General features: G+C 67.7%; 26 protein-coding genes. 17 read left to right on the top strand and 9 right to left on the bottom strand.

What is annotated here, in order from left to right:
* Positions 1 to 10 precede the first annotated feature (10 nt).
* The 3 genes from ACQY8B_RS07990 to ACQY8B_RS07980 are packed head-to-tail and all read right to left on the bottom strand — an operon-like array spanning position 11 to position 2,784.
* Positions 11 to 976 carry a Bug family tripartite tricarboxylate transporter substrate binding protein gene (locus ACQY8B_RS07990; protein WP_422086213.1) on the bottom strand — a complete coding sequence of 322 codons (966 nt, stop codon included), beginning with the start codon at positions 974 to 976 and terminating at the stop codon, positions 11 to 13.
* A 48-nt stretch (positions 977 to 1,024) separates the two neighbouring features.
* Entirely contained in the window at positions 1,025 to 1,393 is a 369-nt protein-coding gene (locus ACQY8B_RS07985; protein WP_422086212.1) for an AtuA-related protein, read from the bottom strand.
* Complete coding sequence (locus tag ACQY8B_RS07980) at positions 1,390 to 2,784, bottom strand: acyclic terpene utilization AtuA family protein (protein ID WP_422086211.1); 1,395 nt, start codon at positions 2,782 to 2,784, stop codon at positions 1,390 to 1,392. Before ACQY8B_RS07980 ends, ACQY8B_RS07985 begins: the two co-directional genes overlap by 4 nt.
* 102 nt (positions 2,785 to 2,886) lie before the next feature.
* On the opposite strand from ACQY8B_RS07980, the gene ACQY8B_RS07975 reads away from it, so the two are divergent.
* The 4 genes from ACQY8B_RS07975 (at position 2,887) to ACQY8B_RS07960 (ending at position 7,024) form a co-directional block, all read left to right on the top strand.
* Positions 2,887 to 3,804 (top strand): LysR family transcriptional regulator, encoded by a 918-nt coding sequence (locus ACQY8B_RS07975; RefSeq protein ID WP_422086210.1) that lies wholly within the window; start codon positions 2,887 to 2,889, stop codon positions 3,802 to 3,804.
* A gap of 138 nt (positions 3,805 to 3,942) precedes the next feature.
* Complete coding sequence (locus ACQY8B_RS07970) at positions 3,943 to 4,920, top strand: Bug family tripartite tricarboxylate transporter substrate binding protein (protein WP_422086209.1); 978 nt, start codon at positions 3,943 to 3,945, stop codon at positions 4,918 to 4,920.
* 22 nt (positions 4,921 to 4,942) lie between these two features.
* Complete coding sequence (locus ACQY8B_RS07965; RefSeq protein ID WP_422086208.1) at positions 4,943 to 5,818, top strand: amidohydrolase family protein; 876 nt, start codon at positions 4,943 to 4,945, stop codon at positions 5,816 to 5,818.
* Between the two features lie 141 nt (positions 5,819 to 5,959).
* A complete protein-coding gene (locus ACQY8B_RS07960) occupies positions 5,960 to 7,024 on the top strand; it encodes a porin (protein ID WP_422086207.1) in 1,065 nt (354 codons plus the stop codon).
* Here ACQY8B_RS07960 and ACQY8B_RS07955 read toward each other — a convergent pair.
* The 3 genes from ACQY8B_RS07955 to ACQY8B_RS07945 are packed head-to-tail and all read right to left on the bottom strand — an operon-like array spanning position 7,012 to position 9,751.
* Positions 7,012 to 7,947, bottom strand: coding sequence for a LysR substrate-binding domain-containing protein (locus ACQY8B_RS07955; RefSeq protein WP_285411052.1), 936 nt, complete (start codon positions 7,945 to 7,947; stop codon positions 7,012 to 7,014). The genes ACQY8B_RS07960 and ACQY8B_RS07955 overlap by 13 nt on opposite strands.
* 47 nt (positions 7,948 to 7,994) lie before the next feature.
* Complete coding sequence (locus tag ACQY8B_RS07950) at positions 7,995 to 8,738, bottom strand: FABP family protein (protein WP_422086206.1); 744 nt, start codon at positions 8,736 to 8,738, stop codon at positions 7,995 to 7,997.
* 44 nt (positions 8,739 to 8,782) lie between these two features.
* Positions 8,783 to 9,751: a Bug family tripartite tricarboxylate transporter substrate binding protein gene (locus ACQY8B_RS07945; RefSeq protein ID WP_422086205.1), complete on the bottom strand. Its 969-nt coding sequence runs from the start codon at positions 9,749 to 9,751 to the stop codon at positions 8,783 to 8,785.
* A 290-nt stretch (positions 9,752 to 10,041) separates the two neighbouring features.
* Here ACQY8B_RS07945 and ACQY8B_RS07940 point away from each other — a divergent pair, with 290 nt between their 5' ends.
* The 3 genes from ACQY8B_RS07940 to ACQY8B_RS07930 all read left to right on the top strand — a co-directional run bounded on the left by ACQY8B_RS07940 (position 10,042) and on the right by ACQY8B_RS07930 (position 13,166).
* A complete protein-coding gene (locus tag ACQY8B_RS07940; RefSeq protein ID WP_422086204.1) occupies positions 10,042 to 10,431 on the top strand; it encodes a DUF427 domain-containing protein in 390 nt (129 codons plus the stop codon).
* Between the two features lie 84 nt (positions 10,432 to 10,515).
* Positions 10,516 to 11,508 carry a DUF2157 domain-containing protein gene (locus ACQY8B_RS07935; protein ID WP_422086203.1) on the top strand — a complete coding sequence of 331 codons (993 nt, stop codon included), beginning with the start codon at positions 10,516 to 10,518 and terminating at the stop codon, positions 11,506 to 11,508.
* Positions 11,505 to 13,166: a GDYXXLXY domain-containing protein gene (locus ACQY8B_RS07930; protein ID WP_422086202.1), complete on the top strand. Its 1,662-nt coding sequence runs from the start codon at positions 11,505 to 11,507 to the stop codon at positions 13,164 to 13,166. Before ACQY8B_RS07935 ends, ACQY8B_RS07930 begins: the two co-directional genes overlap by 4 nt.
* A gap of 100 nt (positions 13,167 to 13,266) precedes the next feature.
* Here the strand turns inward: ACQY8B_RS07930 and ACQY8B_RS07925 are convergent, their stop codons facing one another.
* Both ACQY8B_RS07925 and ACQY8B_RS07920 read right to left on the bottom strand, forming a co-directional pair.
* A complete protein-coding gene (locus tag ACQY8B_RS07925; protein WP_422086201.1) occupies positions 13,267 to 13,647 on the bottom strand; it encodes a helicase SNF2 in 381 nt (126 codons plus the stop codon).
* A gap of 170 nt (positions 13,648 to 13,817) precedes the next feature.
* Entirely contained in the window at positions 13,818 to 14,471 is a 654-nt protein-coding gene (locus ACQY8B_RS07920; RefSeq protein WP_422086200.1) for a TetR/AcrR family transcriptional regulator, read from the bottom strand.
* A gap of 157 nt (positions 14,472 to 14,628) precedes the next feature.
* Between ACQY8B_RS07920 and ACQY8B_RS07915 the strand changes: the two genes are divergently transcribed.
* From ACQY8B_RS07915 to ACQY8B_RS07875, 9 genes are read left to right on the top strand one after another with little or no spacing between them, the layout of a single operon-like run.
* Positions 14,629 to 15,480 (top strand): hypothetical protein, encoded by an 852-nt coding sequence (locus ACQY8B_RS07915; RefSeq protein ID WP_422086199.1) that lies wholly within the window; start codon positions 14,629 to 14,631, stop codon positions 15,478 to 15,480.
* 8 nt (positions 15,481 to 15,488) lie between these two features.
* Complete coding sequence (locus ACQY8B_RS07910) at positions 15,489 to 17,114, top strand: GMC family oxidoreductase (RefSeq protein ID WP_422086198.1); 1,626 nt, start codon at positions 15,489 to 15,491, stop codon at positions 17,112 to 17,114.
* A gap of 37 nt (positions 17,115 to 17,151) precedes the next feature.
* Complete coding sequence (locus tag ACQY8B_RS07905) at positions 17,152 to 17,472, top strand: NIPSNAP family protein (RefSeq protein ID WP_422086197.1); 321 nt, start codon at positions 17,152 to 17,154, stop codon at positions 17,470 to 17,472.
* Between the two features lie 30 nt (positions 17,473 to 17,502).
* Positions 17,503 to 18,555 carry a BMP family ABC transporter substrate-binding protein gene (locus tag ACQY8B_RS07900; protein WP_422086196.1) on the top strand — a complete coding sequence of 351 codons (1,053 nt, stop codon included), beginning with the start codon at positions 17,503 to 17,505 and terminating at the stop codon, positions 18,553 to 18,555.
* 16 nt (positions 18,556 to 18,571) lie between these two features.
* Positions 18,572 to 20,125 carry an ABC transporter ATP-binding protein gene (locus tag ACQY8B_RS07895; protein ID WP_422086195.1) on the top strand — a complete coding sequence of 518 codons (1,554 nt, stop codon included), beginning with the start codon at positions 18,572 to 18,574 and terminating at the stop codon, positions 20,123 to 20,125.
* Positions 20,122 to 21,156: an ABC transporter permease gene (locus ACQY8B_RS07890; protein ID WP_422086194.1), complete on the top strand. Its 1,035-nt coding sequence runs from the start codon at positions 20,122 to 20,124 to the stop codon at positions 21,154 to 21,156. The genes ACQY8B_RS07895 and ACQY8B_RS07890 overlap by 4 nt, the downstream gene beginning before the upstream one ends.
* Positions 21,153 to 22,055 (top strand): ABC transporter permease, encoded by a 903-nt coding sequence (locus tag ACQY8B_RS07885; RefSeq protein WP_422086193.1) that lies wholly within the window; start codon positions 21,153 to 21,155, stop codon positions 22,053 to 22,055. Before ACQY8B_RS07890 ends, ACQY8B_RS07885 begins: the two co-directional genes overlap by 4 nt.
* A 26-nt stretch (positions 22,056 to 22,081) precedes the next feature.
* Positions 22,082 to 23,614 carry an amidohydrolase family protein gene (locus ACQY8B_RS07880; protein ID WP_422086192.1) on the top strand — a complete coding sequence of 511 codons (1,533 nt, stop codon included), beginning with the start codon at positions 22,082 to 22,084 and terminating at the stop codon, positions 23,612 to 23,614.
* 46 nt (positions 23,615 to 23,660) lie between these two features.
* Positions 23,661 to 24,053: a VOC family protein gene (locus ACQY8B_RS07875; RefSeq protein ID WP_422086191.1), complete on the top strand. Its 393-nt coding sequence runs from the start codon at positions 23,661 to 23,663 to the stop codon at positions 24,051 to 24,053.
* A gap of 19 nt (positions 24,054 to 24,072) precedes the next feature.
* On the opposite strand, the gene ACQY8B_RS07870 is transcribed toward ACQY8B_RS07875, so the two are convergent.
* Complete coding sequence (locus tag ACQY8B_RS07870) at positions 24,073 to 24,558, bottom strand: cupredoxin domain-containing protein (RefSeq protein ID WP_422089168.1); 486 nt, start codon at positions 24,556 to 24,558, stop codon at positions 24,073 to 24,075.
* Positions 24,559 to 24,719: 161 nt separating this feature from the next.
* Between ACQY8B_RS07870 and ACQY8B_RS07865 the strand changes: the two genes are divergently transcribed.
* On the top strand, positions 24,720 to 25,577 hold the full coding sequence (locus ACQY8B_RS07865) for a hypothetical protein (protein WP_422086190.1): 858 nt from the start codon (positions 24,720 to 24,722) through the stop codon (positions 25,575 to 25,577).
* Positions 25,578 to 25,598 lie beyond the last annotated feature (21 nt).

Raw genomic sequence — 25,598 nt, 5'->3', positions numbered from 1 at the left:
GGCGCGCGGGCTACTCGGCCTCGATGCCGGCGGCCTTCACGATGCGGCCCCACTTCTGCGACTCGGCCGCCTGGAACTTCGCAAGTTCTTCGGGCGAGGTGGTGAACACCTCGGTGCCGGTGGGTTCGTAGAACGCGGTCTTCGCCGCCTCGCTCTTCGCGGCCTTCACCAGCAGTTCGTTGAGCCGCTTGACCACGGCGGGCGGCGTCTTCGCCGGCGCATAGGCGGCGAACCAATAGCCCATCTCGTAACCCTTCACGCCGGCTTCGGAAATGGTGGGCAGGTCGGGCGCGAGCGGCGAGCGCGCAGAGCTGGAGATGCCCAGCGCGCGCAGCTTGCCGGCCTTGACCTGCGGCAGGCCGGTGGCGGTGTCGGTGATCATCATGTTGATCTGGCTGCCCAGCAGGTCGGTCACGGCGAGCGTGTTGCTCTTGTAGGGCACGTGCAGCAGCTTGATGTCGGCCATCTGCTGCAGCAGTTCGCCCGCCATGCGGCTCGACGAACTGCCGCTGCCGAAGCTGTATTTGCCCGGCTCCTTCTTCGCGAGCGCGATGAACTCGGCCACGCTCTTCGCAGGAAACGACGGGTTGACCACCATGATCTGCCCGCCCTTGCCCAGGGCGGCAACGGGTGCGAAGTCTTTCACCGGGTCGTAGGGCAGCTTCTTGAACAGGTGCTCGTTGGCGGCATGCGTGGTGTTGGTGGTGATCAGCACCGTGTAGCCGTCGGCAGGCGCCTTCGCAACGTTCTGCGAGGCGATGAAGCCGCTGGCGCCGGCCTTGTTGTCGATGACGACGGCCTGCCTGGTCTCGGTCGCGATCTGGTTGCCGAGTGCGCGCGCGATCTGGTCGGTGGCGGTGCCGGCCGCGAAGGGCACGACGAAGGTGATGGCTTTCTCGGGGAAGGCCTGTGCATGGCCCAGCAGCGGCGCAAGCGCCAGTGCGGTGGTCAGCACGGTCAGGGGAAATCGTTTCATTGTTTGTCTCCGGATTTGAATGGGCAGTAGAAAAAGTGAAAGCCGGCGCTATGGCCCGGCCAGCAAAGGCACGAGCGAGCGCGGCACGCGAACGGGCATGTCGAGCAGCAGGAAAGAAAGCGCCTTGCCGTGCGCATCGAGATTCAGCGCATCGTTGACGCCGCCGTCGAGCACCGCGTCGAGCACGAAGTTCATCGCATGCAGCTTCGGCAACAGGAAGCGCTGCACCTGCGACGGCGCTCGATGGCGGAACTGCACGGCCACGCGCTCGGGCGTGAGCTGCTCGGCCAGCAGCGGATACAGCCCGGCATGCCAGGCGATGACGCTGATGTTGGAACGGTCGCCCTTGTCGCCGGTGCGTCCGTGGGCCGCGCGGTAGAGAGGCACGTCGATGGTGTCTTCAAGAATCTTGCTCATGCGAGTTCCTCCGCGGCCAGCAGTTCGAAGCGCACCGGAACCGCCTCGCGCGACAGCAGGCACGACAGCGTGTTGAGCCGCGGCGTGAGCGCGGTGCGCACGCCGCCACCGCCGGCCGGGCCGCAGGTGTAGAGCGCCGTCACCTCGCGGCCGAGCCGTTCGGCCTGGGCACGGTCGGCATGGGTGGCCGCGACGCGCAGGCGCACGTCGCGCAGGCCGCTGTCGGGCGTGTCCGCCAGCGCACGGCCCGCGTCGTCGCCGAGGATGCTCAGCGCGCCGATCAGGTCGATGCGCAGTTCAAGGCCGTCGAGCCGTTTCTTCAGCACGTCGGCCGCAAGCCGCGCGCGCGCTTCGGCGCGAGGGCCGGCGTAGGAAATTTCGCCCTCGGCCAGCCAGCCGCCTTCATGGCACACATTGACCTTGTAATTGTGCGGCCGCTCATGCCCGCAAACGCCGCGCAGTTCGACGCGGTCCGCGCCCGGCAATGCACGCACCTCCGCTTCGGCGATGTCGGCCACCACGTCGGGCGTCAGGTAGGCGGCGGGGTCGTGCACTTCGTAGAGCAGTTGCTCCTTCACCGTGGCTTCGGTCACGAGGCCGCCGGTGCCGTCGGCCTTGCCGATGACGCAGCCGCCGTCGGCGTCGATCTCGGCGATGGGAAAGCCGACGGACTCGAGGCCCGGCACATCCTTGTAGCCGGGGTCGGCGAAGTAGCCGCCGCACACCTGCGCGCCGCATTCGAGCAAATGGCCGGCCATGGTGGCGCGGCCCAGCCGGTCCCAGTCGTCGGCGCGCCAGCCGAAGTGCGACATGGCCGGCCCCACGGTGAGCGACGGGTCGGCCACCCGGCCGCACACCACGATCTGGGCGCCCGCGTCGAGCGCGGCAGCGATCGGCTCGGCGCCAATGTAGGCATTGGCGCTGACCACGCTCAGCCCTTCCATCCGCGCGCCGAGTGCTTCGCGCAGCACTGCGCGATGTTCGGCGCCCGAGAGGTCGTCGCCCTCCACCACCGCAATGCGCGGGGCACTGGCGCCCAGTTCGCGCGCCATGCGGGCGATGTGCCGGGCGGCGGCTCGCGGGTTGGCGGCGCCGAAGTTGCTCACGATGCGGATGCCATGCGCCAGGCAGCGCGCCAGCACCGGCCGCAGCATGTCGTCGAGCAGCGGTTCGTAGCCGGCATCGGGGTTGGCGCGGCGGCGCAATTGCGCCAGCGCCAGCGTGCGCTCGGCCAGCGTCTCGAAGATGAGGAACGCGCGCCGCCCCGCCGGGCCCTGCGCGAGGCGCGCGATCAGCATGTCGACAACGGGCCCGGCAGCGTCGGTGCGGTCGCCCGAGAAGCCGGCCGCGCATCCGATCAACAGCGTGGGCGTTGCAGCAATGGAGTTCATCGAGCCGCACTGTAGGCAGCCCTCCCTCATCCGTAAAATCGAAAATACGGATCGATTGATCCGCTTTTCAAATAACGTATCCGGCCACCGGAAGCCAGAGACATGAAAAAGACGCCAGACCTCTCCACGCGGCAGCTGCGCGCCTTTCTCGCGCTGGCCGAGCACCGCAACTTCACGCGCGCGGCGCAGACCAGCCATCTGTCGCAACCGGCCTTCAGCGCGCTGATACGCACGCTCGAAGACGCCGTCGGCACGCGCCTGTTCGACCGCGACACGCGCAGCGTGCAGCTCACGCCCGAGGGCCTGCTGTTCGAAGGCTCGGCGCGCCGGCTGCTCGACGACATGGGCAATGCGATGGTCGACCTGGCCGACCACGTGGAGCGCCGCAAGGGGCGCGTGCGCGTGGCCGCCCTGCCCTCGCTCGCGGCCGGCTGGCTGCCCACAGTGTTCGCGGAATTCATGCAGGCCTGGCCCGGCATCCGCATCGACCTGGACGATGCGCTGTCAGACGCCTGTATCGCGCTGGTGCGCGCCGGCCAGGCCGACTTCGCGCTCGCCGCCTCGGGCGCGGAGGCCGCGGCGGGCAGCGACCTGCGCGCGCGCAAGCTGTGCAGCGACCGATTTCACCTGGTGTGCCGGGCCGACCATCCACTGGCGCGCGAGCCGCGCCTCACGGTCAAGAAAATCGCGCCGCATCCGTTCATCCAGATGGCGCGCAACAGCAGCGTGCGACAGGCGCTTGACGCCGCGCTGCATCCGCAGCGGCTGAACGCGGTGTTCGAGGTGGAGCACCTGGCCACCGTCATGGGGCTGGTCGAAGCAGGGCTGGGCATCAGCGTGGTGCCGGCGCTCACGCTGTTCCATTTCCAGCGCGAAACGCTGGTGACCCGCCCGCTGCCCCTGCCCGCGCTCACGCGCACGCTGTACCTGGTGCAGCGGCGCGAAGGCAGCCTGTCGGTCGCGGCGCAGACGCTGTACGACCTGATCGTCGCGCGGCTCGGCTCGTTGCGGCTGGACTGAGGCCAGCGCGGGCACCACATGCCTGCCATGCCGAAAAGCTATATCTCCCAGTGCGATCACGATATTGCTGCAGGTCGGCTCCTCGGGAATAGTGCGGCGCAGCGGTGAAAGAGGCCGCGCCCATACCAAAGGAGACCTATGAGAGATTCCCGTCGCAGCTTCGTCGGCCTGATGCTGGCCCTGGCTGCCGCCGCCGGCGCGCCGTATGCGCTGGCCGCCCCACTGTCTTCCCGGCCGATCCGCCTGGTGGTGCCCTTCGGTGCCGGCGGCGTGGCCGACTTGGTCGCGCGCAGCGTGGCGCAGAAGATGTCCGAATCGATGGGCCAGAGCATCGTGATCGACAACAAGCCCGGCGCCGGCGGCGTGGTGGCGTCCGACACCGTTGCCAAGGCCGCGCCGGACGGCCACACCCTGCTGCTCATGTCCAACGGCAACGCGGTGAGCGCGGGCCTGTTCAAGTCGCTGCCCTACGACACGGTGAAAGACTTCGCGCCTGTCTCCACGCTCGGCTACTTCGACATGGCGGTGCTCGCGCAGGGCAACGGCAAGTTCAAGACCTTCGCCGACCTGGCGGCCTATGCCAAGGCCAATCCGGGCCGGCTGAACATCGGCACCATCAACGTCGGCAGCACGCAGAACCTGGCCGGCGAGCTGCTCAAGACCTCGCTGGGCATCGACGCGCAGGTCGTGCCTTTCAACGGCACGCCGGCCGTGACCACGGCACTGCGCGGTGGGCAGATCGACGTGGCGGTGGAAATCCTCTCGCCGGTGCTGTCGCAGATCGAGGCGAAGGCGCTGCGCGCGCTGGCGGTGATGGGCGACAAGCGCGCCCCCAACCTGCCCGATGTGCCGACCGTGGCCGAGAGCGGTACTCCGGGCTTCCAGGTCGCCTCGTGGAATGCGCTGGCCGCGCCCGCCAATACGCCACCCGACGTGATCGCCCGCCTGAACCGCGAAGCACGCGCGGCGCTGGACTCGCCCGAGGTAAGGAAGCGGCTGCAGGCCCTGGGCGTGGAGCCGCGCGGCAGCACGCCGCAGGAACAGGCGCGACTGCTCGACAGCGAGATCAGGCGCTGGTCGGCCGTGATCCAGCGCGCCGGCATTCCCAAGCAATGAGAAAAACGGCAAGGACACCATCTTGAAAACCATCGCCCCACCCCACCCCGATCCGAGCCGACCGGCGTTTACCCTGCCTGCCGGCGCCTGCGACGCGCATTGCCATGTGTTCGGCCCCGGCGACGTGTTTCCGTATTCGGACAACCGCCGCTACACACCGCCAGACGCGCCTGCCGCCAAGCTGCGCGCGCTGCACGAACTGCTGGGCATCGACCGCGTGGTGCTTGTGCAGGCCAGCGTGCACGGCCACGACAACCGTGCCATGCTCGACGCCATCGCCCAGTCGCCCGACAGTTACCGTGGCGTGGCCATGGTGGGCGCGGGCATCAGCGACGCGGAGCTTGTCGCACTGCACAAGGCCGGCGTGCGATCCGTGCGCTTCAACTTCGTTCAGCACCTGGGCGGCGCGCCCGACCTGCCCACGGTGCTGCGCATGGCCGAGCGCATCCGTCCGCTCGGCTGGCACCTGGTGCTTCACCTGGACGCGGAAGACCTCGTCACTTACCGCGCGTTCCTCGACACGCTGCCGGTGCCCTTCGTCATCGACCACATGGGCCGCACGATGGTCGAGCACGGCCTCGAACAGCAGGCCTGCGACATGATGCTCGACCTGATGCGCGACGAACGTGCCTGGGTCAAGGTGAGCGGCGCCGAGCGCATCTCGCAGAGCCTTTCGGCGCAGGGCCAGCCCTACGCGGATGCAGTGCCCTTCGCCCGCCGCCTGATCGAGGCCGCGCCCGACCGCGTGCTGTGGGGCACCGACTGGCCGCACCCCAACGTGCGCGAGATGCCCGACGACGGCAAGCTGGTCGACCTGCTGCCGCTGTTCTGCGACGACACGGCACAGCTTCGCAGGCTGCTGGTCGACAACCCGACCCGCCTGTACTGGTACGACTGAACGCCTCCGCGCGCCGACCCCGACAGCCCCCCACAGCCCCCCACAGCCCCGTTCTCACGCCACGGCACCGCCAAGGCGTGCGGACTGGCTCGCCTGCGCCCGCGTTTTTCGCGGGCTACGAATTCACAACGAGGAGACAACATGAGACGACTTCCCCGCCTTCCGGCACTTTCCGGGCGCGTTGCCCTTCGCGCGCTTCCCGCGCTGGCGCTCTGCACCGCCGCACACCCCGCATGGTCCCAGGCGGGAGCCTCCGCCGAGAGCGTCCAGATCTACGGCCTGGTCGATGCGTTCGTCGGTTCCATGCAGCGCAGCGACGAGAAGGGACGCACCAAGGTGCTGGGCAGCGGCGGCATGACCACGGCCTACTGGGGCGTGCGCGGCGCGGAAAGCCTGGGCAACGGGCTGCAGGCGCAGTTCGCGCTGGAGAGCTTCTTCCAGACCGACACGGGCACCTTCGGGCGCAACAGCACCGACCCTTATTTCTCTCGCAACGCATGGGTGGGGCTGTCCGGCGGCTTCGGGCAGGTGTCGCTCGGCCGGCAGACCAACCCGATGTTCGCTGCCAGCGGCGCCTTCAATCCCTTCGGCGTGTCGCTGCAGTTCTCGCCCGTCATGCTGCACACATGGCAGCCCACGTACAACCGCGCCGTGCTCGGCGACAGCGTGTGGGACAACGTGGTGCAGTACAGCTCACCCACCTTCGCGGGCCTGCGCGCCAACCTGCTCTACGGCATGGGCGAGGTGACGAGCCGCGACAGCGTTCGCAACCTGAACCTGACCCTCAACTACGCAGCCGGCCCGTTCGCGGCGGTGCTGTCGATGCAACAGGCCAGAACGGGGCCGGGCTTCACCTCGGCCATCGGCCGGCAGGACGCAGCGATGTTCGGCGCCTCTTACGACTTCAAGGCGGTGCAGTTGTACGGCCAGTTGCTGCGCACCCGCACGCCCGACATCCGCGTCGACACCGACACCGCTCAGCTGGGTGCGGCGGTACCGGTGGGTGCGGGCCGCTTCATGGCCTCTGTGGCGCGCACCGAGCGCAAGGTGACGAACGGCGCCCAGACGCATCGCACCACCTGGGCCGCCGGCTACGACCACTTCCTGTCGAAGCGGACCGACCTGTACGCGGTTTACATGCGCGACCGGCTGACGGACTTCCGCGGCAGCGGCAGCGTGGGATTCGGCATGCGTCACCGCTTCTGACTGGCACCGGTCATTGCACCGGCACCCAGGTGCTGCTGGACAAGTTCGCGCAGCAACTCTCCCATGGCACGCTGCGTGCGCGTGACGGGCCGCTGCGAGCTGGCCGCCAGCGCCAGCCGGCTGCGCAGGCCGGGCTCGGCGATGGGCCGGATCGCATAGCGCTGCGAGCGCTCGGCAATCGCCACCGCATTGCGCGACAGCACTGCATGGCCCGCGCCATCGGCCACCAGCGCGAGGATGGCAGGCACGCCGTCGATCTCCAGCGCAATGCTCGGCCGCCGCCCGATGGCTGCCAGCTCCGCCTCGACCAGCATGCGGATCGCGTTGGGCCGGGTCGGAATCACCAGCGGCTGGTCGGCCAGTTGATGCAATGCGAGCGGCACGCCGCGCCGCGCGCGCCCGGCGCCCTTGGTGGCGCTGACCAGGAACAGGTCTTCCTCCAGCACCGTCTCGCTGTCTACATCGGGCGAGGGCTGCGGGTTGTAGAGCAGCGCGATGTCGAGCCGGCCGGTGAGCAGCGACTCCTGCATCGCGGTCGAAAGGCTTTCGGTGATCGACAGCGCCGCATCGGGCAGCCGCTCGCGCACGGCCCGCACCAGCGGAACCGTCAGCACCCCGGCCACGCTGGGCGGCAACCCTACCGCCACCCGCCCCGCCAGCGCGCCGCGCATGCGTCCCATGTCTTCCTTCGCGCGCTCCACCTGGTGCAGGATGCCGCGGCCATGCTCCAGCAGCCGCTTGCCGGCATCGGTGGGCACCACGCCGCGGCCGTTGCGCACCAGCAGGTTCTGCCGCAGTTCGACTTCAAGCTGGCGCACCTGGCGGCTCAGCGCGGGCTGGGCGATGTCGATCACCGTCGATGCCCGGGTGAAGCTGCCGAGCTCGGCCACGCGAATGAAGTACTCCAGCTGTTTCAGGTCCATGACCTGAGGTTATCGGCATAGCTCCGGGCAAGCTATGCGTGTTTGTTCTATCCGGTGCTGGCTCCGCTGAGGCCGGCCTTGCCTGGGGAGTCGGCGCTGCCACTGGCGACGTCGATGGCGCTCTTGCCCGCTGCCTCCGCCATTGCGGCCAATGCCGTCGGATTGGGCGTGGGCTCGCCGATCTTGCGCAGCAAGTTGCGGTCGGTGTGGCTGAAGGGCTCGGCCTGTCCGCGCACGCTCAGCACGGTTTCCTGCTCGTACGACCAGCTGCGGTCGTCGTGAATGGTCACCGCGATGCTGTAGCGCAGCGTCTTGAACGCATGCTCCAGGAACGGGTTGGCGAGGATGCCGTTGGTCTCTCCGCCGCGCACCGCCTCCAGCCTGAAGCTGCGGTCGCCGGCCTTCGCCTGCCCTGTGGCCATGGCCGTGAGCCCGCGCGGGATCGACAGTGTCTGCACCAGCGCACCTGTAGCGGGCTCCCAGAGCCAGTAGCCGACCTGGTCGTGGAAGGTTTCGACGTCGTCGGGCTTGACGATTCGCAGGTGATAGCGCAGCCCGTAGAAGATCTGCGGTCCGTTGGTCTGCGCGTCGATGGGCTGGAACTCCGCATGCTCGATGAATGCTTCGGCTTCGGAGCCTTCGGGCTTCGGGCTCACGTCGTGGCCGGAAGTCCCGATCCACAGGCCCGCGAGGCCGGTCAGCGGGCCGAGGTTGGCAAGCGTGTACGGATCGGGCTCCGGTTCGGTATAGATGTCTTCGGGAAATTCAGGGGAGTCCGGGAGGTCGGCCATTTTTTCTTCCTGGAGTTTTTGCGGGAGTGTGAACGACAAGTCCGTCACTGATCAAGACGGATGCCGACCTTGGCGATGATCGCCCCCCACTTGCGGGCCTCGCTGTCGATGAAGGCCTTGAATTCCTCGGGCGAACCGCCGCCCGCCACCAGCCCCTGGTTGGCGAGCAGTTCGCGCACCGCCGGCTCGCGCAGCACTGCGTTGACGTCCGCGTTGATGCGCTGCACCACCTCGGGCGGCGTGCCGGTGGCAGTGAAGAAGCCGTTCCAGGCCAGCGATTCGAAGCCGGGGTAGCCCGACTCGGCCACGGTCGGCAGGTCTTTCATGAGTTCCGAGCGGGTGGCGCTGGTCACTGCGATGAGCTTCACCCGATGGCCCTGGATCAACGGCAGCAGCGCGGGCGCGACCGTGAACAGCGCCTGCGTGTCCCCCGCGGCGAGCGACAGCCCTGCGGGCGGCGAGCCCGAGTACGGCACGTGCACCGCCTCGATCTTCGTCACGCTGCGCAGCAGCTCCATCGTGAGGTGCGACGAGCTGCCAGCGCCCACGGACGCATAGCTGAAGCTTGAGCCCTGCTTCTTCGCCCAATCGACGAACTCCGGCAGCGTGTTCGACGGGTTGTTCGCCTGCACCGCCAGCACGTTGGGTTGCGAGGTCGTGAGCACGATGGGCATCAGGTCGCGGGACGGCGCATAGGGCATGCGCCGGTACATGTAGGGCCCGAATGCAATGGGGCCGTTGAAGCCTATGCCCAGCGTATAACCGTCGTGCGGCGCCTTGGCCACCGCGTCCATGCCGATCAGGCCGCCGGCACCAGCCTTGGTCTCGATCACCACGGGCTGCTTCCAGAGCACGCGCAGGCGGTCGGCGAGCGTGCGCGCGATCACATCGAGCGAGCTGCCGGCCGGCGCGGGCACGATCACGCGAACGGGTTTGGAGGGCCACTCCTGTGCACTTGCGCCGGCGGTCAGCAGGCTGGCAAGCAGGAAGATGGCGAGCCTGTTGTTCTTCACTTGGGTCTTTCGATGGGCGAGGGTGGGGCGGCGCAAAGTTTTATCACCGTTCGACAGGGAGACCTGACGCCCACCGGCGTCGGGGAAGGAAAACACCGTGGCAAGCATTGCAAACTGAAGCACTACAAACAAATGCGAAAGGCTTCCACAGCACCTCCGAACGGCACGCCGGCTTTTAACCACTTCGCGAACGTGCTGATTTTCGGGGGGCTTCAAACCGCCCTCACATCGCGGCAAGATGCGCATCCGCCGATTCTTGCGTCACCTCGACCAAACGAAGGAGCCCGCTCATGTTCGCCACGCCCGAACGCACCATCAAGACCCCCGGCCCCGAGCACCCGATCACCATTGCACGCAATCCGCTTCGCGTGGTGGTGTCGGTGGACGGCCGCGTCATTGCCGACACGCGCGAAGCGCTGACGCTGCGCGAAGCGCATTTCGGAACCGTGCACTACATCCCCCGCAAGGACGTGAAGATGTCCTTGCTGGAACGCACCTCGCATGCAACCTACTGCCCGTACAAGGGCGAGTGCAACTACTACAGCATTCCCGCCGGCGGCGAGCGCTCGGTGAATGCGGTGTGGACCTACGAGTCGCCCTACGAGCCGGTCGCCCAGATCAAGGACCACGTGGCCTTCTATCCCGACCGCGTGGGCCCCATCGAGGAGCGGGTGGCCTGACGGCACCTGAGCCCCCTCTTCCGGTGCCCCCGGGCACCGGACCCATCACGTGGAGAATGGCAGCGGCAACCATCCTCCACGTCCATGAACATCCGACTCGCACTCTACGAACTGGCCCGCATCCATCGGCTGCCGCCCGCGCGCATGCACGCGCTGTTCGCGCTGGCTGAACTCGACGCACAACCGACGCAACTGCCGCAACGCTTCTGGCGCGTCATCGCACTGCTGGCGGCGGGACTCGGCGGCTTCGGCATCGTGATGTGGGTGGCGGCCAACTGGGGATCGCTGGGCCGCGCCGGGCAGTTCGGATTGCTGCAAGGCTGGGTGCTGCTGACGGCACTGGCCGCATGGCGCAGCGCGACGCTTCGCACACCCATGGGCCTGCTGTGCCTGCTGGGCACGGGCGCGCTGTTCGCCTACTACGGCCAGACCTACCAGACCGGTGCCGATGCATGGCAGCTGTTCGCGCTGTGGGCCGTTCTCGGCCTGCCGCTGTGCCTTGGCGTGCGCAGCGACGTGCTGTGGTTTCCGTGGGCGATGGTGGCCTGCAGCGCAATCAGCCTCTGGGTCTATGCGCACACGGGGCATCGCTGGCGCTTCGACAACAACGACCTGCCTATCCAGCTGATCGGCTGGGGCATGGGCGTGCTGCTCATCATTGCGCTGAGCCCGTGGGCACGGCAATGGGTCGGCGAAACGCACTGGTCGCAACGGCTGGCCATGCTGGCGCTGACCGTGAACGTGACGCTGACCTCGCTTGCAGGTCTTTTCTTGCGCAGCGAGGTTTCGCCCCACTACTTTCTGGGCCTGGCGCTGATGTGTGGTGCCGGCGGCATGCTGATGCAGCGTGGCTGGTTCGACATCGTCGGGCTGAGCGCCGCGGTACTGTGCGTCGACACCCTGCTGGTCGCCGGCCTGGCCCGCATCCTGTTCGACGGCGGCGGCATCGACACCATGAGCCGGCTGCTGCTCATCGGACTGGTGGCCGCGGGATTGCTGGCTGTGTCCGTGGCCCTGGTCATGCGTAGACAGAACACCGTCCTGGGCGCCTCGCAACAGGAAGGAGCGACCGCATGATCGCCCCGTCCGAAATCATCCAGCGCGCCACCGCCCACGGCTTGCTGCCGCAAGACGCGCAATGGCCGCGCGAGGATTCCCGCCCCGGGGCGGTGCTGCTGCTGACTGCGCTGGGCGCCTGGCTCGCCGTGCTGCCGCTGCTGGGCGCGGTCGGCCTGGCATTCGGCGATGCGCTGCTGCAAGAAGGACCGGCACTGTACGTATCGGGACTCGGCCTGCTGGCCGTGAGCGTCGTCGTCCTGCGCCAGGGCGGACTGGCGCTGTTCATCGAACAGCTCTGTCTGCCGGCCGTGCTGCTGGGCCTGTGCTGCCTGGGATGGGCACTGTTTCGCGACCTGCCGGTTTCCATCGCCGCGCTGGGCATGTGCGTTGCCAGCGTGGTTCTGGCATGGCTCGCTCCGCTGCACTGGCTGCGCAGCCTGCTGGGCATGATGCTGGGCGTGTTCCTCACCGTGGCCGTCATGGGATGGTCGAGCGGTGAAGACACCTTCGATCATTTGTTCTGGTCGGGCCGCTTTCGCTGGACGTGGTGGCTTCAGGCGCACATAGGCCTGGCCGCATGGCTCGCGGTGCTCTGGCTGCTTCCGCGGTTGCCCGGCGCGCGCACCGGCAGCCTGCTGGCGAGCCTGGCCGAAGGCTGGTGCGCGCAGCTCCTGCTGATGCTGGTGCTGCTGTCGGGCACCACATTCATGCTGGGCGGCGTGGTTCCAGGCAGCAGCATCGGACACGAAATGGGCCAGGCCGGCAGCGGGTTCAACCTGCTCGGCAGCACCCGGAACCTGGCGTCGGTGCTGTGTGCCTTGGCTGCAGCCGCGCTGTTGGCCTATCGCTGGCCGGCACTGCGGCAGATGCCGCTGGCGGGCCTGGGCGTGGCACTGCTGCTGGCGGTCTTGTGCGGCTTCATGCCCAACCTCGGCGCGACCTGCCTTTGCACCGCGGCATTGGCGGTAACGCAGCGCTGGCGGCTCGCCGCCCTTGGCTGCGCGGCCGCGCTGTGGATCGTAGGCAGCTTCTACTACCTGCTCGCATGGTCGCTGGCGGACAAGGCGCTGCTGCTGGTGCTGATCGGTGCCGCGCTGGGCGCACTGGCCTGGCTGGCAACGCGCGCCATGTCGCATGCGGCCGGCGCCGAGAGCGCTGCGCCGAGCGCCGGCACCTGGTGGAAGAACAGGCGGCTCGCCGGCATCGCGCTGGCAGGAGTCGCCACGCTGGCGGCGGCGAACTTCGCCATCTTCGAGAAGGAAAACATCATCCGCGATGGCCGTCCCGTGTTCGTGAGGCTGGCTCCTGTCGATCCGCGCTCGCTGATGCAGGGCGACTACATGCGGCTGAACTTCGCATTGCCCGATCGAATGGACCGGGACGACCATCCTCGTGGTGGCCGGCGGCCGACCGTGCTCGTGCGCCCCGATCCGGCGCTGCCATCGGCCTATACGCTGCACCTGCCATCGGCCCTGGAGCCACGGCAGGGCGACGACATCGAAGTACCGCTCAGTACCAAGGACGGGAGCTGGGTCTTCGTCACCGACGCGTGGTTCTTCAAGGAAGGCGACGCGCAGAAGTTCGAAGGTGCGCGCTATGGCGAATTCCGCATCCTGCCCAACGGTTCGGCCCTGCTGGTGGGCATGGCGGACGATCAATTGCAGCCGATCCGGTAGCACGCCCGGCCCAAGGAAAAAGCCGGCCCCGCGTGCGCGGAGCCGGCCTCTATTTTTGATTCGACTGCCTTCGCCGGAGCGGCGAAGCACAGCGGATCGATTACAGCGGCAGCGTGTCGCCGCGAGCAGCAGCGCGGGCCGCGGCACGCACGGTAGCGCGATCGACGCCGCTGGCCAAAACAGGTGCCACGCCCGACGAAGCGCCGTCGGCATACGGGTTGGCGCTGTGCGCGGCGGCCACTGCTTCGGCGCGAACGGCTGCGCGGCTGGTGGTCGAGGCGGTCAGCTGCACCGGGCCCGAGTTGGCGCCATCGGCATAGGGGTTGGCGCTGTGCGCGGCCACGACGGCCTGGCTGGCGACTTCGGCGCGGCTGGTGGCGGAGGTCAGTCGATGCACGCCGTCATAGCTTTCGGCATGGGCAGCGCCGGCAGCGGCCAGCAGAGCGAGAGAGACGGCGGAGAGGAGTTTCGAGGCGGTCATTTGGAGGTCCTTCAATTGGTTGGTTTCTTTTCACCTGGATCAGCTGAAGGGCTGGTCCATGGAAAGAATTTTGCGCCGCCAAACCGGTAAAAACCCGCATCGAAAAGAACCGCGGTGTTCGTGTGAAGGAAACAATCGCGGCGCCCGCTCCTCCAGCCCGCAACGCCCTTTCAGTCGAGCAGCACGCCCGCCAGCACCGTGCTCACGATGCATTCGAGCGCCTGCTCGTAGTGCACCGCCGTGAGCTTCTTCACCTGCAGCACTGCGTTGACGATGGGCTCGTAGTCGGCATAGAACTGTGTCGATGCCCAGAGCATGAAGAGAAAGTGGCGCGCGTCGATCTTGCGGATCTTCTTGGCGGCCATCCAGGCTTCGAGCACCTCGATGCTGGCGGCCGTGCTCTGCGCGATGTGCGCCCGGTCGGCGGCCGACAGGAAGGTGCCGCCACGCACCACCTCGTTGGCGAACAGGCGCGCCTCCAGCGGATTCTTGCGGCCCAGCCGGAGCTTGGCTTCCACATAGGCGCGCAGCGCCACGGCGGGTTCGGTCTCGACCTTGAGGATGCGCAGCGCGCTGTCCCACTCCTCCAGCAGCGGCGCGAAGGTGGCGCTGTAGAGCTCTTCCTTGGTGGCGTAGTAGTAGTAGACGTTGGCCTTGGGCAGCTCGGCCACGGCGGCGATCTCCGCGATGCGCGCGCCGTCGAAGCCCTTGGCCGCGAACACTTCGCTGGCGGCCTTGAGGATCTTGCGCTTGTTGGCCGCCCTGATCTCCCTGTCCGCGGTGGTCTCGGGTGCCGAAGGTCGTGTTGTCTTGGTGTCGCGCATGGCTTTGAGTCGCTTTTTTTGACCGGAGCAAATTCTAGAGGTGGCCCCGCGCCGGGGCGGGAAAAGCATCATCAAAAAAATCTGACCATATCGTCAATTTATTACTTAGAATTTCCTGACGAACTGGTCAGCTTTTTTTGAAGTTTGAATGTAAGCCATGCCTCAAGCCCTGCGCACCGCCTTGCAAGAAACCCTGCTCGACTGGCAGGACGACCTGCCCGCTGACTGGCGCTGCGCGCTCGGCGGCGCGCGGCTGGACTTCGAGGGCGTGGACGCTCGACTCGAGCTGGAAGCATGGGAGCCCATCTTCCCCGCGCGCAAGGGCCGCCGCCTGCCCGGCATGCCGGCCGGCGCGCACATGCTCAAGGCCTTCGACAGCGTGCCGCCCTCGAAGGTGCGCTGCCTGGTGCTGGGGCAAGACCCTTACCCCTCGATCGACATCGCCACCGGCCGCGCCTTCGAGGTCGGCAACGTGGCCCGGTGGCGCGAGCTCGACAAGATGTTCACCAAGAGCATCCGCGCCTGGGTGCAGATGCTGGCCGAGGCCCGCACCGGCGACGCCGGCTACGGCGGCAGCTTCGCCAACTGGCCACGCACGCTGGCGGACATCGAATCGGGCGCGCTGCCCTTCGAGACGCCCGACTGGCTGAGCGACCGCTGGATCGAAGACGGCGTGCTGCTGCTCAACACCTCCTTCACGCTCAGCCGCTTCCAGGTGGCCATCGATCCGCACCAGTCGCACGGCCACCTGGTGCTGTGGAAGCCGCTCATACAGGCGGTGCTGGCCCATCTGCTGCAGCGCGGCGAGCCGCTGGTCTGCATGGGATTCGGCGCCTCGGCCGCGGAAGCCTTCGCGGCGGCGGGCATCGGCGAGGGCCGCAACGGCAATGTCGCCTGCATCCTGCGCGAGCACCCCGCCTACGCGGACGCCGTGCTGGGCCTGCCCAACCCCTTCTTGCTGTGCAACACCCATCTGGCCGAGATGGACAGCGCCCCCATCCACTGGTGACCACCCCAATGAACGACAAGAACGACTACGACTACATCATCGTGGGCGCGGGCTCCGCGGGCTGCGCCCTCGCCGCGCGGCTCAGTGCGCGCCCCGCCACGCGAGTGCTGCTGCTGGAGGCCGGCGGCAAGGACTCCAACCCGCTGTTCCGCCTGCCGATGCTGATGGGCAAGCTGTTCCAGTCGGGCATCTACAACTGGCACTTCCATACCGAGCCCGAGCCCAACCTCAATGGCCGCAAGATCTACTGGCCGCGCGGCAAGGTGCTGGGCGGCACGTCGACCATCAACGGCATGATCTACGTGCGCGGCGGCAAGCAGGACTACGACGGCTGGGCCGCCATGGGCAACCCCGGCTGGTCGTACAAGGACGTGCTGCCCGCCTTCAAGCGCTCCGAGGGCCACATCCAGCGCGACGGCGTGTTCCACAACGCCAAGGGCGAGCTCACCGTATGCCGCGCACGCGGCTGGAATGAGCTGCTCGACGTGTTCTGCGCGGCGGGCCAGCAGGCCGGCTATCCGCTCAACGACGACTTCAACGGCGCCAGCCAGCTCGGTTTCGGCCGCTACGACTTCACCATCAAGAACGGCAAGCGCTGGTCCACCTCCTTCGCCTTCCTGCGGCCGGCGCTCAAGCGCAGCAACCTCAAGGTCGCGACGCGCGCGCGCACGCACAAGGTGCTGGTGGAGCGGGCCAGGGCCGTGGGCGTGTCCTATGAGCTGCACGGCCAGATGCACACGGTACGCGCGCGCAAGGAAGTGATTCTTTGCGCCGGCGTGGTCGGCTCGCCGCACCTGCTGATGCTGTCGGGCATCGGCCCGAAGGAAGAGCTGGAGCGACACGGCATTCCGGTGCTCAAGCCGCTGCCCGGCGTGGGCGGCAACCTGCAGGACCATGTGGACTGTGTCATGTCCTATGAGTGCAAGCAGCCCGTCACGCTCTACAAGGACCTGCGCTTCGACAAGATCGCTTTCTCGGTGGTGCAGGGCATGCTGTTCGGCGAAGGCATCACCACCACCTTCCCCTACGAGGCCGGCGCATTCATCAAGACCTCGCCCGAACTCGTCAACCCCGACGTTCAGCTGCACTTCATGCCGGCGCTGGAGAAGACGGCCAACCTCTATTTTCCCAACCCGTTCAGGAAGAGCACGGTCGAGGCCAAGCACGGCTTCACCCTGCGCGTGGGGCCGGTCAACCCGAACAGCAAGGGCCGCATCCGGCTGCGCTCGGGCCGCCCGACCGACGCGCCGATGATCCAGCCCAACTACCTGGACACCGAGTTCGACCGCAAGACCATGGTCGATGCGATCCGCGCCACGCGCCGCATCATCGAGCAGCCCGCGTTCGACGACTACCGAGGCAAGGAGATCGCGCCCGGCCCCGAGAAGCAGAGCGACGAAGACCTCGTCGCCTGGCTGCGCGCCACCGCGATGACCACCTTCCACCCCGTGGGCACCTGCAAGATGGGCCACGACGAACTGGCCGTGGTCGACCACCGGCTCAAGGTGCACGGCATCGAGGGGCTGCGCGTGGCCGACGCCTCGATCATGCCGGTCATCTCGAGCGGCAACACCAATGCACCGGCCATCATGATCGGCGAGAAGTGCGCCGAATTCATCCTGGCCGGCCAGTAGAACCACACGAACCCCAGGCCAGCAGGAGCACACCGAAATGATCGTCGAACACCGCCTCTACACCTTCCGCCCCGGCACCATCGACCAGTGGCGCGAGAAGTACGAACGCGAGGGCCTGCCGGTGCAGAAGCGCCACCTCAACAAGTTCGTGGGCCTGTACATCTCCGAGATCGGCCGGCTGCACACCTCAGTGCTGATCTGGGCCTACGACAGCCTGGCCGACCGCGAGGCCCGGCGCGCCGCCATGTACGCCGACCCCGAGTGGCAGTCATTCATCAAGAGCGTGTGGGCGCTGGACGCCATCCAGAGCCAGGACGTGATGATCATGAACCCGGCCTCCAGCTCGCCGACGCCCTGAACGAGTTTCTTCAACCCGAGAGATATCCGCATGACAAGCAACGCATCCTCCCGCACCGCCACGCCCCGCAGGCAGATCCTGAAAGCCGCGGCCGGCCTTGGCGGTGTCGCCATGGCCAGCGCCCTCTATCCGCTGATCGCGAATGCCAAGGGCGGGCTGATCGCGCTGGTGCACACGCAAGCCGCGGGCGACGCCAGCGCGGTCGACGCGATGATTGCGCGGCTCAAGCTGCTGGGCAAGGAAACGGGCATGCAGACGCGCGCCATCTACGCGAAGGACCCGTCGACCTACGAGACCATCTTCCGCACGCTGGCCGATGCCGGCGCGGCCGTCATCGTGTCGACCTTCAACGAAGTGACCGAGCCCTTCAAGGCGCTCGCGCCCAAGTACCCGAAGACGCAGTGGCTGCAGCTGTTCGGCGACGAGATGAAGCCCGCCATCCCGAACGTGACCACCGTCTCGTACGACTACTACCTCGGCACCTACCTGGCCGGAATCTTCGCGGGCCGCATGTCGACCACCGGCAAGATCGGCTTCATCGGCGGCATGTCGATCCCGCCGCTGAATGCCGACTACAACGCCTTCAAGGCCGGCGTGCTGTCGGTGCGCAAGGACGCCGCGGTCACGGTGGCCTTCGCGGGCTCGTTCCAGGACCCGGTGAAGGGCCGAGAGATCGCCACGCAGATGTTCAACGGCGGCATCGACTTCATCCAGACCGACGCCGCAGCGACCGACGCGGGCATCATCGCCGCCGCCAACGACAAGCCGGGCCGCCTGGTGAGCTGCCTCGACCCCGCGCAATACCCGCAGGGCCCGAAGACGCTGATCTCCATCGTCAGCCTGCACTTCGGCAAATCGCTCTACGACGAGGCCAGCAAGATCCTCAAGAACGGCAAGGGCGGCGCGCACCTGAACACCGGCCTGGGCACCGGCGTCGTCGGCCTGGAGCTGTCGCCCCTGTTCCAGAAGGAAGGCGACAAGGCAGTGGCGGCCAAGGCCGAAAAGGTGATGGCCGAGATCCGCACCGCGCAGGCGGCCATCCTGAGCGGCGCCCTGAAGGTGCCTTTCAACACCGTTCTCTGACGCTCGCCACCCCAGCATGAACAGCAGTTCCTCGAACAGCGGGCCCTCCCCTGCGCGCCCGGCGCTGGTGCTCGACGGCGTCACCGTGCAATACGACACCGTGAAGGCGCTGTCGGACGTGTCCATCGCTTTCGAGGAAGGCCGCATCCATGCGGTGGTCGGCCAGAACGGCGCGGGCAAGACCACTTTCGCCCGCGTCTGCTCCGGCCTGGTGAAGCCCACGCACGGCCGCGTGCATATCGGCGAGCACGAGATCCGCACCGGCCACGTGAACGCCGCGCGCGCGGCCGGCGTGGAACTGGTGCACCAGAGCTTTGCGCTGCCCGCGTCGTTCACCGTCGCGCAGGCGATGGAGTTCGGCGCCACGCGGCACAGCGGCCTGTTCACCAAGCGCCAACTCGAAGCGCGCTGGCAGGCGCACCTCGACGGGCTGGGCCTTTCGGTCAGCCCGCGCGAGGTGATCCGCAACCTGCCGATCGAGACGCAGCAAGGCATCGAGATAGCGCGCGCGCTGGTCACCGACGCGCGCGTGCTGATCCTGGACGAACCCACGGCGGTGCTCGCACCAGCCGGCGTGGAAACGCTGTTCGAGCGCATCCGCATCCTGAAGAAGCGCGGCGTGACCGTCGTGCTCATCCTCCACAAGATCCGCGAGATGATGGCCATTGCAGACACCGTGAGCGTGCTGCGCCGCGGCGAGCATGTCACCGGCCCCGTTCCGTGTGCATCGATCGGCGCTGCCGAGCTGAGCCAATGGATCATGGGCGACGCCAAGGTGCCAGCGCAGACTGCCGCGGCACCGCCGCGTGCAACCGAGGCGCTCACGGCTCCCACCACCCTGCGCATGCACAAGCTATCGACCCAGCCCGACGCCGAGGGCGCGGCGCTGAACGAGGTGAGCCTCGAAGTGCGCGCGGGCGAGATCATCGGCATCGCGGGCGTCGAGGGCAACGGCCAGCGCACGCTGGTGCGCGCCATCTCGGCGCTGGCCGGCACCGCGTCCGGCACGCTCGAGTTCGGCGGCAAGGACATGACCCACAGCGACCTCGCCACGCGGCGCGCGGCGGGTCTGCGCATCATCCCGTTCGAGCGCAACGTGGAAGGCCTGTCGCTCAACAGCAGCCTGTGGGAGAACTGGTCAATGGGGCAGTTGCTGCAGGGCGGGCTGCTGTCGTTCGTGCGCCCGAAGAAACTCCAGGCCGAGTGCGACGTCGCGCTCACGCAATGGGACGTGCGCTACGCCACCTGCGGCCAGCCCGCGGGCTCGCTCTCCGGCGGCAATGCGCAGAAGGTGATCTTCGCGCGCGAGGTGGACGACAGCGCCCGCCTCATCATCGCGGCGCAGCCCACGCGCGGCCTCGACATCGGCGCCACGGCCTATGTGTGGAAGGCGCTGCGGCAGGCGCGCGACCGGGGAGCGGCCATCATCCTCATCTCTTCCGACCTGGACGAGCTCTTCGACATCAGCGACCGCGTGCTGGTCATGCTGCGCGGGCAGGTGGTCGGCGAATACGGCGCGCCCTACGACCTGCGCCAGGTTGGCCAGGCGATGGTGGGAGCACACGCATGACGGCCTCTCGCATGCTGCCCGTGCTGCGGGTGGTGATCTTCGTCTGCTTCGCGCTGCTGCTGTGCGCGCTGGCCTTCATGGGTGCAGGGCTCGACGTGGGCGAGCTGTTCACCGGCATCCTCGACGGCGCCTTCCTGCGCGACGGCGCCGTGCACCAGGGCCTGCGATGGGCCATGCCGCTGTTCATCACCGCGACCGGCGTGGCCATCGCGTTTCGCGCGGGCTTCTTCAACATCGGCGCGCAGGGGCAGTTCTATGTCGGCTCCATCTTCGCGGCGTTCACCGCCGAGTGGCTCTCAGGCGGTCCGGCCTGGCTGGTCGTCGCGTGCTGCCTGCTCGCGGGCATGCTGGGCGGCGCGCTGTGGGCCATGTGGCCGGGCCTCTTGCGCCTGCGCTCGGGCACCGACGAGGTCATCACCACGCTGATGGGCAACTTCCTCGCGGGCCTGCTGCTGGTGTACGTGACCTCCGGGCCGCTGAAAGACCCGACGGGCTCGGGCCAGCAGGCGTCGAGCCGGCCCATTGCCGATGCCTACCGCATCTCCGATTCGCTGGGCGTGTCGCCGCTGATCGTGGTGCTCACGCTGCTGGTGTTCGCGCTGTCGTGGCTGCTGGCCAACCGCACGGCGCTGGGCATCGTCGCCAACCTTGCGGGTCGCAACCCGACGATGGTGTCTTGGCAAGGAGCGCGCGTGGGGCGCATCGGCCTCTTCAGCTTCCTGGTGAGCGGCGCGCTGGCCGGGCTGGCCGGCGGCATCGAACTGCTCGGGCCCAACGGCCGGCTGGCCAGCGGCTTCCTGCCCGCGCACGGCTTCACGGCCATCCTGATCGCGCTGGTGGCGCAGCTCACCATCGTCGGCACGGCCGTGTCCGCCCTCTTCTTCGGTGCGCTGGCATCGGCCGCGCTCTACCTGCCGGTGATGGCCGGCATGCCCGCGGCGGCCATCGAGGTCATCAACGCCACCATCGCCCTGTTCATCACGTCCCGCGCCAAGTGGCTGGACAAGCTCCTGACCCGAAAGCCCGCATGACAGACACGCTCGTATCCATCCTGATCTCCGGCACGCCGCTGATCTACGTCACGCTGGCGGGCGTGCTGGCACAGCGCGCGGGCATCTGGAACCTGGGCCTGGAGGGGTTGATGATCATCGGCAGCTGCGCGCTCATCGTCGGCATCGTGCAGACCGGCTCGTTCGCGCAGGCCATGCTGATCGCCGCGGGGCTGTGCGTGGCGGCGTCGGCGCTGCTGTGGTGGGTGGTCGAGCGGCTCAAGGCCAACCCGATCATCGCGGGGCTGGGCCTGACGGGTCTGGGCCTCGGCGGCACCTCGCTGGCAATCCAGGCGCTGTACGACAGCGAAGCCACGGTGACGGCGCCGTTCGGCATTCCCAAGCTCAACAGCCTGACCAGTGTTGACCTGGGCGCATTCGGCGGCCTCTCGGTGTTCGTGCTGTTCATGCCGGTGGCGGTGTGGCTGGTGTGGCTGCTGCTGGAGCGCACCCGGCTGGGCCTGCAGATGTCGGCCTCGGGCGAACACCCGTTCGCGGCGCGCAGCGTGGGCGTGAACCCCGGGCGCATGCGCCTGCTGGCGCTGGCGCTCGGCGGCGTGCTGTGCGCCATCGGCGGTGCGGAGCTGGCCGGCGGCAGCCTGCAGATCTTCTCGCAGAACATGACTGCTGGCCGCGGCTTCATGGCCTTCGCGGCGGTGATCTTCGGTGCCGGCAGCGCGCTCGGCGCCACCGCGGCTGCACTGTTCTTCGCGGTGGTCTCCGCGCTGGGCATCCGCGCGCAGCTGGTGTATGGCGGCGCGATTTCCAACGACTTGCTGCAGTCGCTGCCCTACCTTGCGACCATCTTCGGCGTGTGGCTGAGCACCAAGCTGCGCGGCGGGCTGGGCTCCATCAGGGGCACGGCCGAGATGCGCGACTGAGCCTCGCCACACACGAAGACCCGCGCATGACGACGACGCCCGCCCTCACCCTGATCCGCGGCGCGGAAGTGCTGACCATGGCCGGCCCGCAAGGCACGCAGCCCGCGCGCGCCGACCTGCTGGTGCGAGGCGGCGGGATCGAAGCCATCGGCCCCGACCTGCCCGTGCCGCAGGCATGCACGCTCATCGAAGCGCGCGGCAAGCTGCTGATGCCCGGCCTCGTCAACGCACACACGCATTCGAGCGAGACCTTCTTCAAGGGCCGCTACGAAGGCATGCCGCTGGAAACCTGGCTGCTGTACGCCTACACCTACCTCAGCGGCAGCCCCATCGGCGACCGCCTGCTCTACCTGCGCACGCTGCTGCTCGCCATGCAGTCGCTCAAGAGCGGGGTGACCACCTTGTGCGACGACTTCTTCGATCCGATGGCGCACAGCATCGACCGGCTCGGCATCGTGTTCCGCGCATACCGTGACGCGGGCATCCGGGTCAATGTGTCGAGCGCGGTGCTCAACACGCCGGTGCTCGACTCCACGCCCTTCGGCCACGAGCTGTTCCCCGAACACCTGAGCGCACAACTGAAATTCGGCGCGCCGACCACGCCCGCCGACTACACGGCCTACTGCCAGGAGGCGTTCCGGCAGTTCCACGGCCAGGCCGATGGCCGCCTGCGCTTCGCCATCACGCCATCGGCGCCGCAGCGCTGCACCGTCGACATGCTGCAGGCCTGCCACGCGCTGGCGGTGCAGCACGGCGTGCCGCTGCATACGCACCTGCTGGAGACGAAGGTGCAGGCCGTGGCAGGCCAGGTGTTCTACGGCAAGACGCTGCTGGCGCACATGCACGACATCGGCATCCTCGACCGCCATGCCACCTTGGCCCACGCCATCTGGCTCACCGACGCCGACATCGCGCGCATGGGCGAGGCCGGCTGCACCGTGGTGCACAACCCGCTGAGCAACCTCAAGCTGGGCTCGGGCCTGTCGCCCATCCGCAAGCTGATGGATGCGGGCGTGCGCATCGGGCTGGGCACCGACGGCCTGTCGTCGAATGACAGCGCGCGCGTGTTCGACCTGATGCGCTTCGCCGCGCTGATGCACAACGGCCCGGGCCCCGATGCAGCCGAATGGCCGCGCGCCGCCGAGGTGCTGAAGATGGCCACCATCGACGGCGCGCGCACCGCGCTGCTCGACGACACGACCGGTTCGCTCGAAGTCGGCAAGGCGGCCGACCTCGTGATGCTGGACCTGGACAACGACAACTTCCGGCCGCTCAACGACATCGCGAAGCAGCTGGTCTATTGCGAGAACGGCAGCTCGGTCGAACTCGTGATGGTGGCCGGGCAGATCGTCTCGCAGGGCGGCAGGCTGCACACCGTCGACGAATCTGCGGTATGGGCCGAACTGGACGAACTGCTGCCCGCCTACCTGCAGGAACACGGCAAATGGGAGGCCGCCAACCGCGTGTTCGAGCCCTGCTTCGCCGAGGTGATCCGGCGCTGCAAGGCGGTCGAGCTGCCCGGCCTTCCCCGGTTAGCACCGCGAATCGACTCCAGATAGAGTGCCGGCTGTTTCACTCGACCCCGCATTCACGCATTCGACACCCATGAAATTCGGCTACACCATCGTCTACGTTCCCGACGTCGCGCAATCGCTGCGGTTCTTCGAACAGGCCTTCGGCTTCACGCGCAAGTTTCTCCACGAATCGAACACCTATGGCGAACTCGCGACCGGCGAGACCACCCTCGCCCTTGCCGCGCACGAGCTTGCGGAATCGAATTTCCCGCAGGGGCATGTGGCCGCATCGGCCTCGGCCAAGCCGCTGGGGATGGAACTGGGCTTCGTTACCGAAGATGTCGCGGGAGCGCATGCACGAGCCATTGCGGCCGGCGCGTCCGAACTGTCCGCGCCCGTCTCCAAGCCGTGGGGACAGGTGGTCTCCTATGTGCGCTGCCCCGATGGCACGCTGGTCGAGCTGTGCTCGCCCCTCGGCGGCTGAGCGGCGATCAAGCAGGCGGTCAGCGGCCGGCCTTCGCCACGCTCACCCCGCCCTTCATGCCAGCGTCGTAGTGGCCCGGCTGCAGGCAGCCGAAATCGACTTTGCCCGCCTGCGTGAACTGCCAGAGCACCTCGCCGGTCTTGCCCGGTGCCAGCGTCACCATGTTCGGATCGGCGTGCTCCATCTCTGGGTTTTTCATCATCGCCTCGTAGTGCGCGCGCAGGTCCTTGCCGGTTCCCAGCACGAGTTCGTGCTTCAGCACGCCCACGTTACTGACAACGAAGCGCACCGTCTCGCCCTGCTTCACGCTGATGTCGGACGGGGTGAAGCGCATGTTGTCGGTCATGTCGACATTGATCGTGCGAACCGATTTTCCGGCGATTCCGGGCTTGCCGATTGCGCTGTCGGCGCCGTTGTCGTGACCGCCTGCATGCGTGCCCGATGCGGAGGCGCCGGTGGCGGCCAATGCGAGCAACGCCGCCGCGGCGGGAATATGAAGTCTGATGCGTGCCACGGTCTTCCTTCTCTTGCCTTGCCTTGCTGTGAACGGACGAACGAAATGCCCGCCTGCGCCGCACTCTAGGAAGCCCATCCACCGATCGCCTGACAAGCCGATGACAAGAAAGTAATCTACGCAGCCTTGTGCCGCCACGCCGGAAGAAATCCATGTCGCATCCCGTCTTCCTGTCCAGTTCAGCCTTGCCCCGCATGCCCGAAGGCAGCCGCAACGAATGGCGCGGCTTCTTCGGGCACGGCGGTGAACTGGAGGCCAATGCGTTCTTCCCGTTGTTCTGGCGCGCGCTCTTCAGCACGGACGACATCCGGCATGCGCGGTTCATCGACGAGTACGACATCGACGACGACGACGCTGCCGTGGACCGCGCAGAATGCATGAACGGCTTCGGCGGGGAGGCCGCGTACCCCTACCTCGTGACCGACAAGAGAACTGCATTGACGCGATTGGCGAGCCGGCGGGAGGCCATCCTGGCAGCGGTCGGCGAGCGCTATCGGCCCATCTACGACGGCTTTGCAGAACTGATCGCACATGGTTTCGCGGACCATCTCCTGCTGAGGACCAGCGGACTGCCCGACGCAGCCGAAGCCGGGAAATGGCTGCACGCCGCTATCGCGTCCATCGACACGCCAGATGCCGCAAGTGGCCAAATGAAGGCGCTGGCGAAAGACCTGTCGGCATACGGCGCGAACTCCGTCTGGCTGTTGTCGGGCACGGGCTTGACTGATGCGGGGTTCTGGCCAACCGAAGAACTGCAAAGCCTGTTCCCAACGGCCGACAGGAAGAAACCGAAGCCGAGTCCTTCCGCCTCCCGGCCTGAGCGGGCGCCGGGCAAGCCCAAGAGCTGGCTCGACCCGATGCTTGAATGGCTCGGCGCGCTTGTTGCGGCAGGCTTGGCGCTGGGCGCATACGGGCTCACACGGTCGGTGTGGCTGGCTGTGCTTGCGTTTCTTGTGGCGGCAGTTGCGCTGGGCTTCGGTATCGCGAAGCTGCGCGGACCGCGCTCTTGAACAGCAAGGGGAACATAAGTA

The sequence above is a fragment of the Variovorax sp. genome (genome assembly GCF_965279555.1).
In the GTDB taxonomy this organism is placed as follows: Bacteria; Pseudomonadota; Gammaproteobacteria; order Burkholderiales; family Burkholderiaceae_C; genus Variovorax.
Note: the sequence above shows the minus strand (reverse complement) of the source record. Positions and strands in the feature narration are given on the sequence as shown.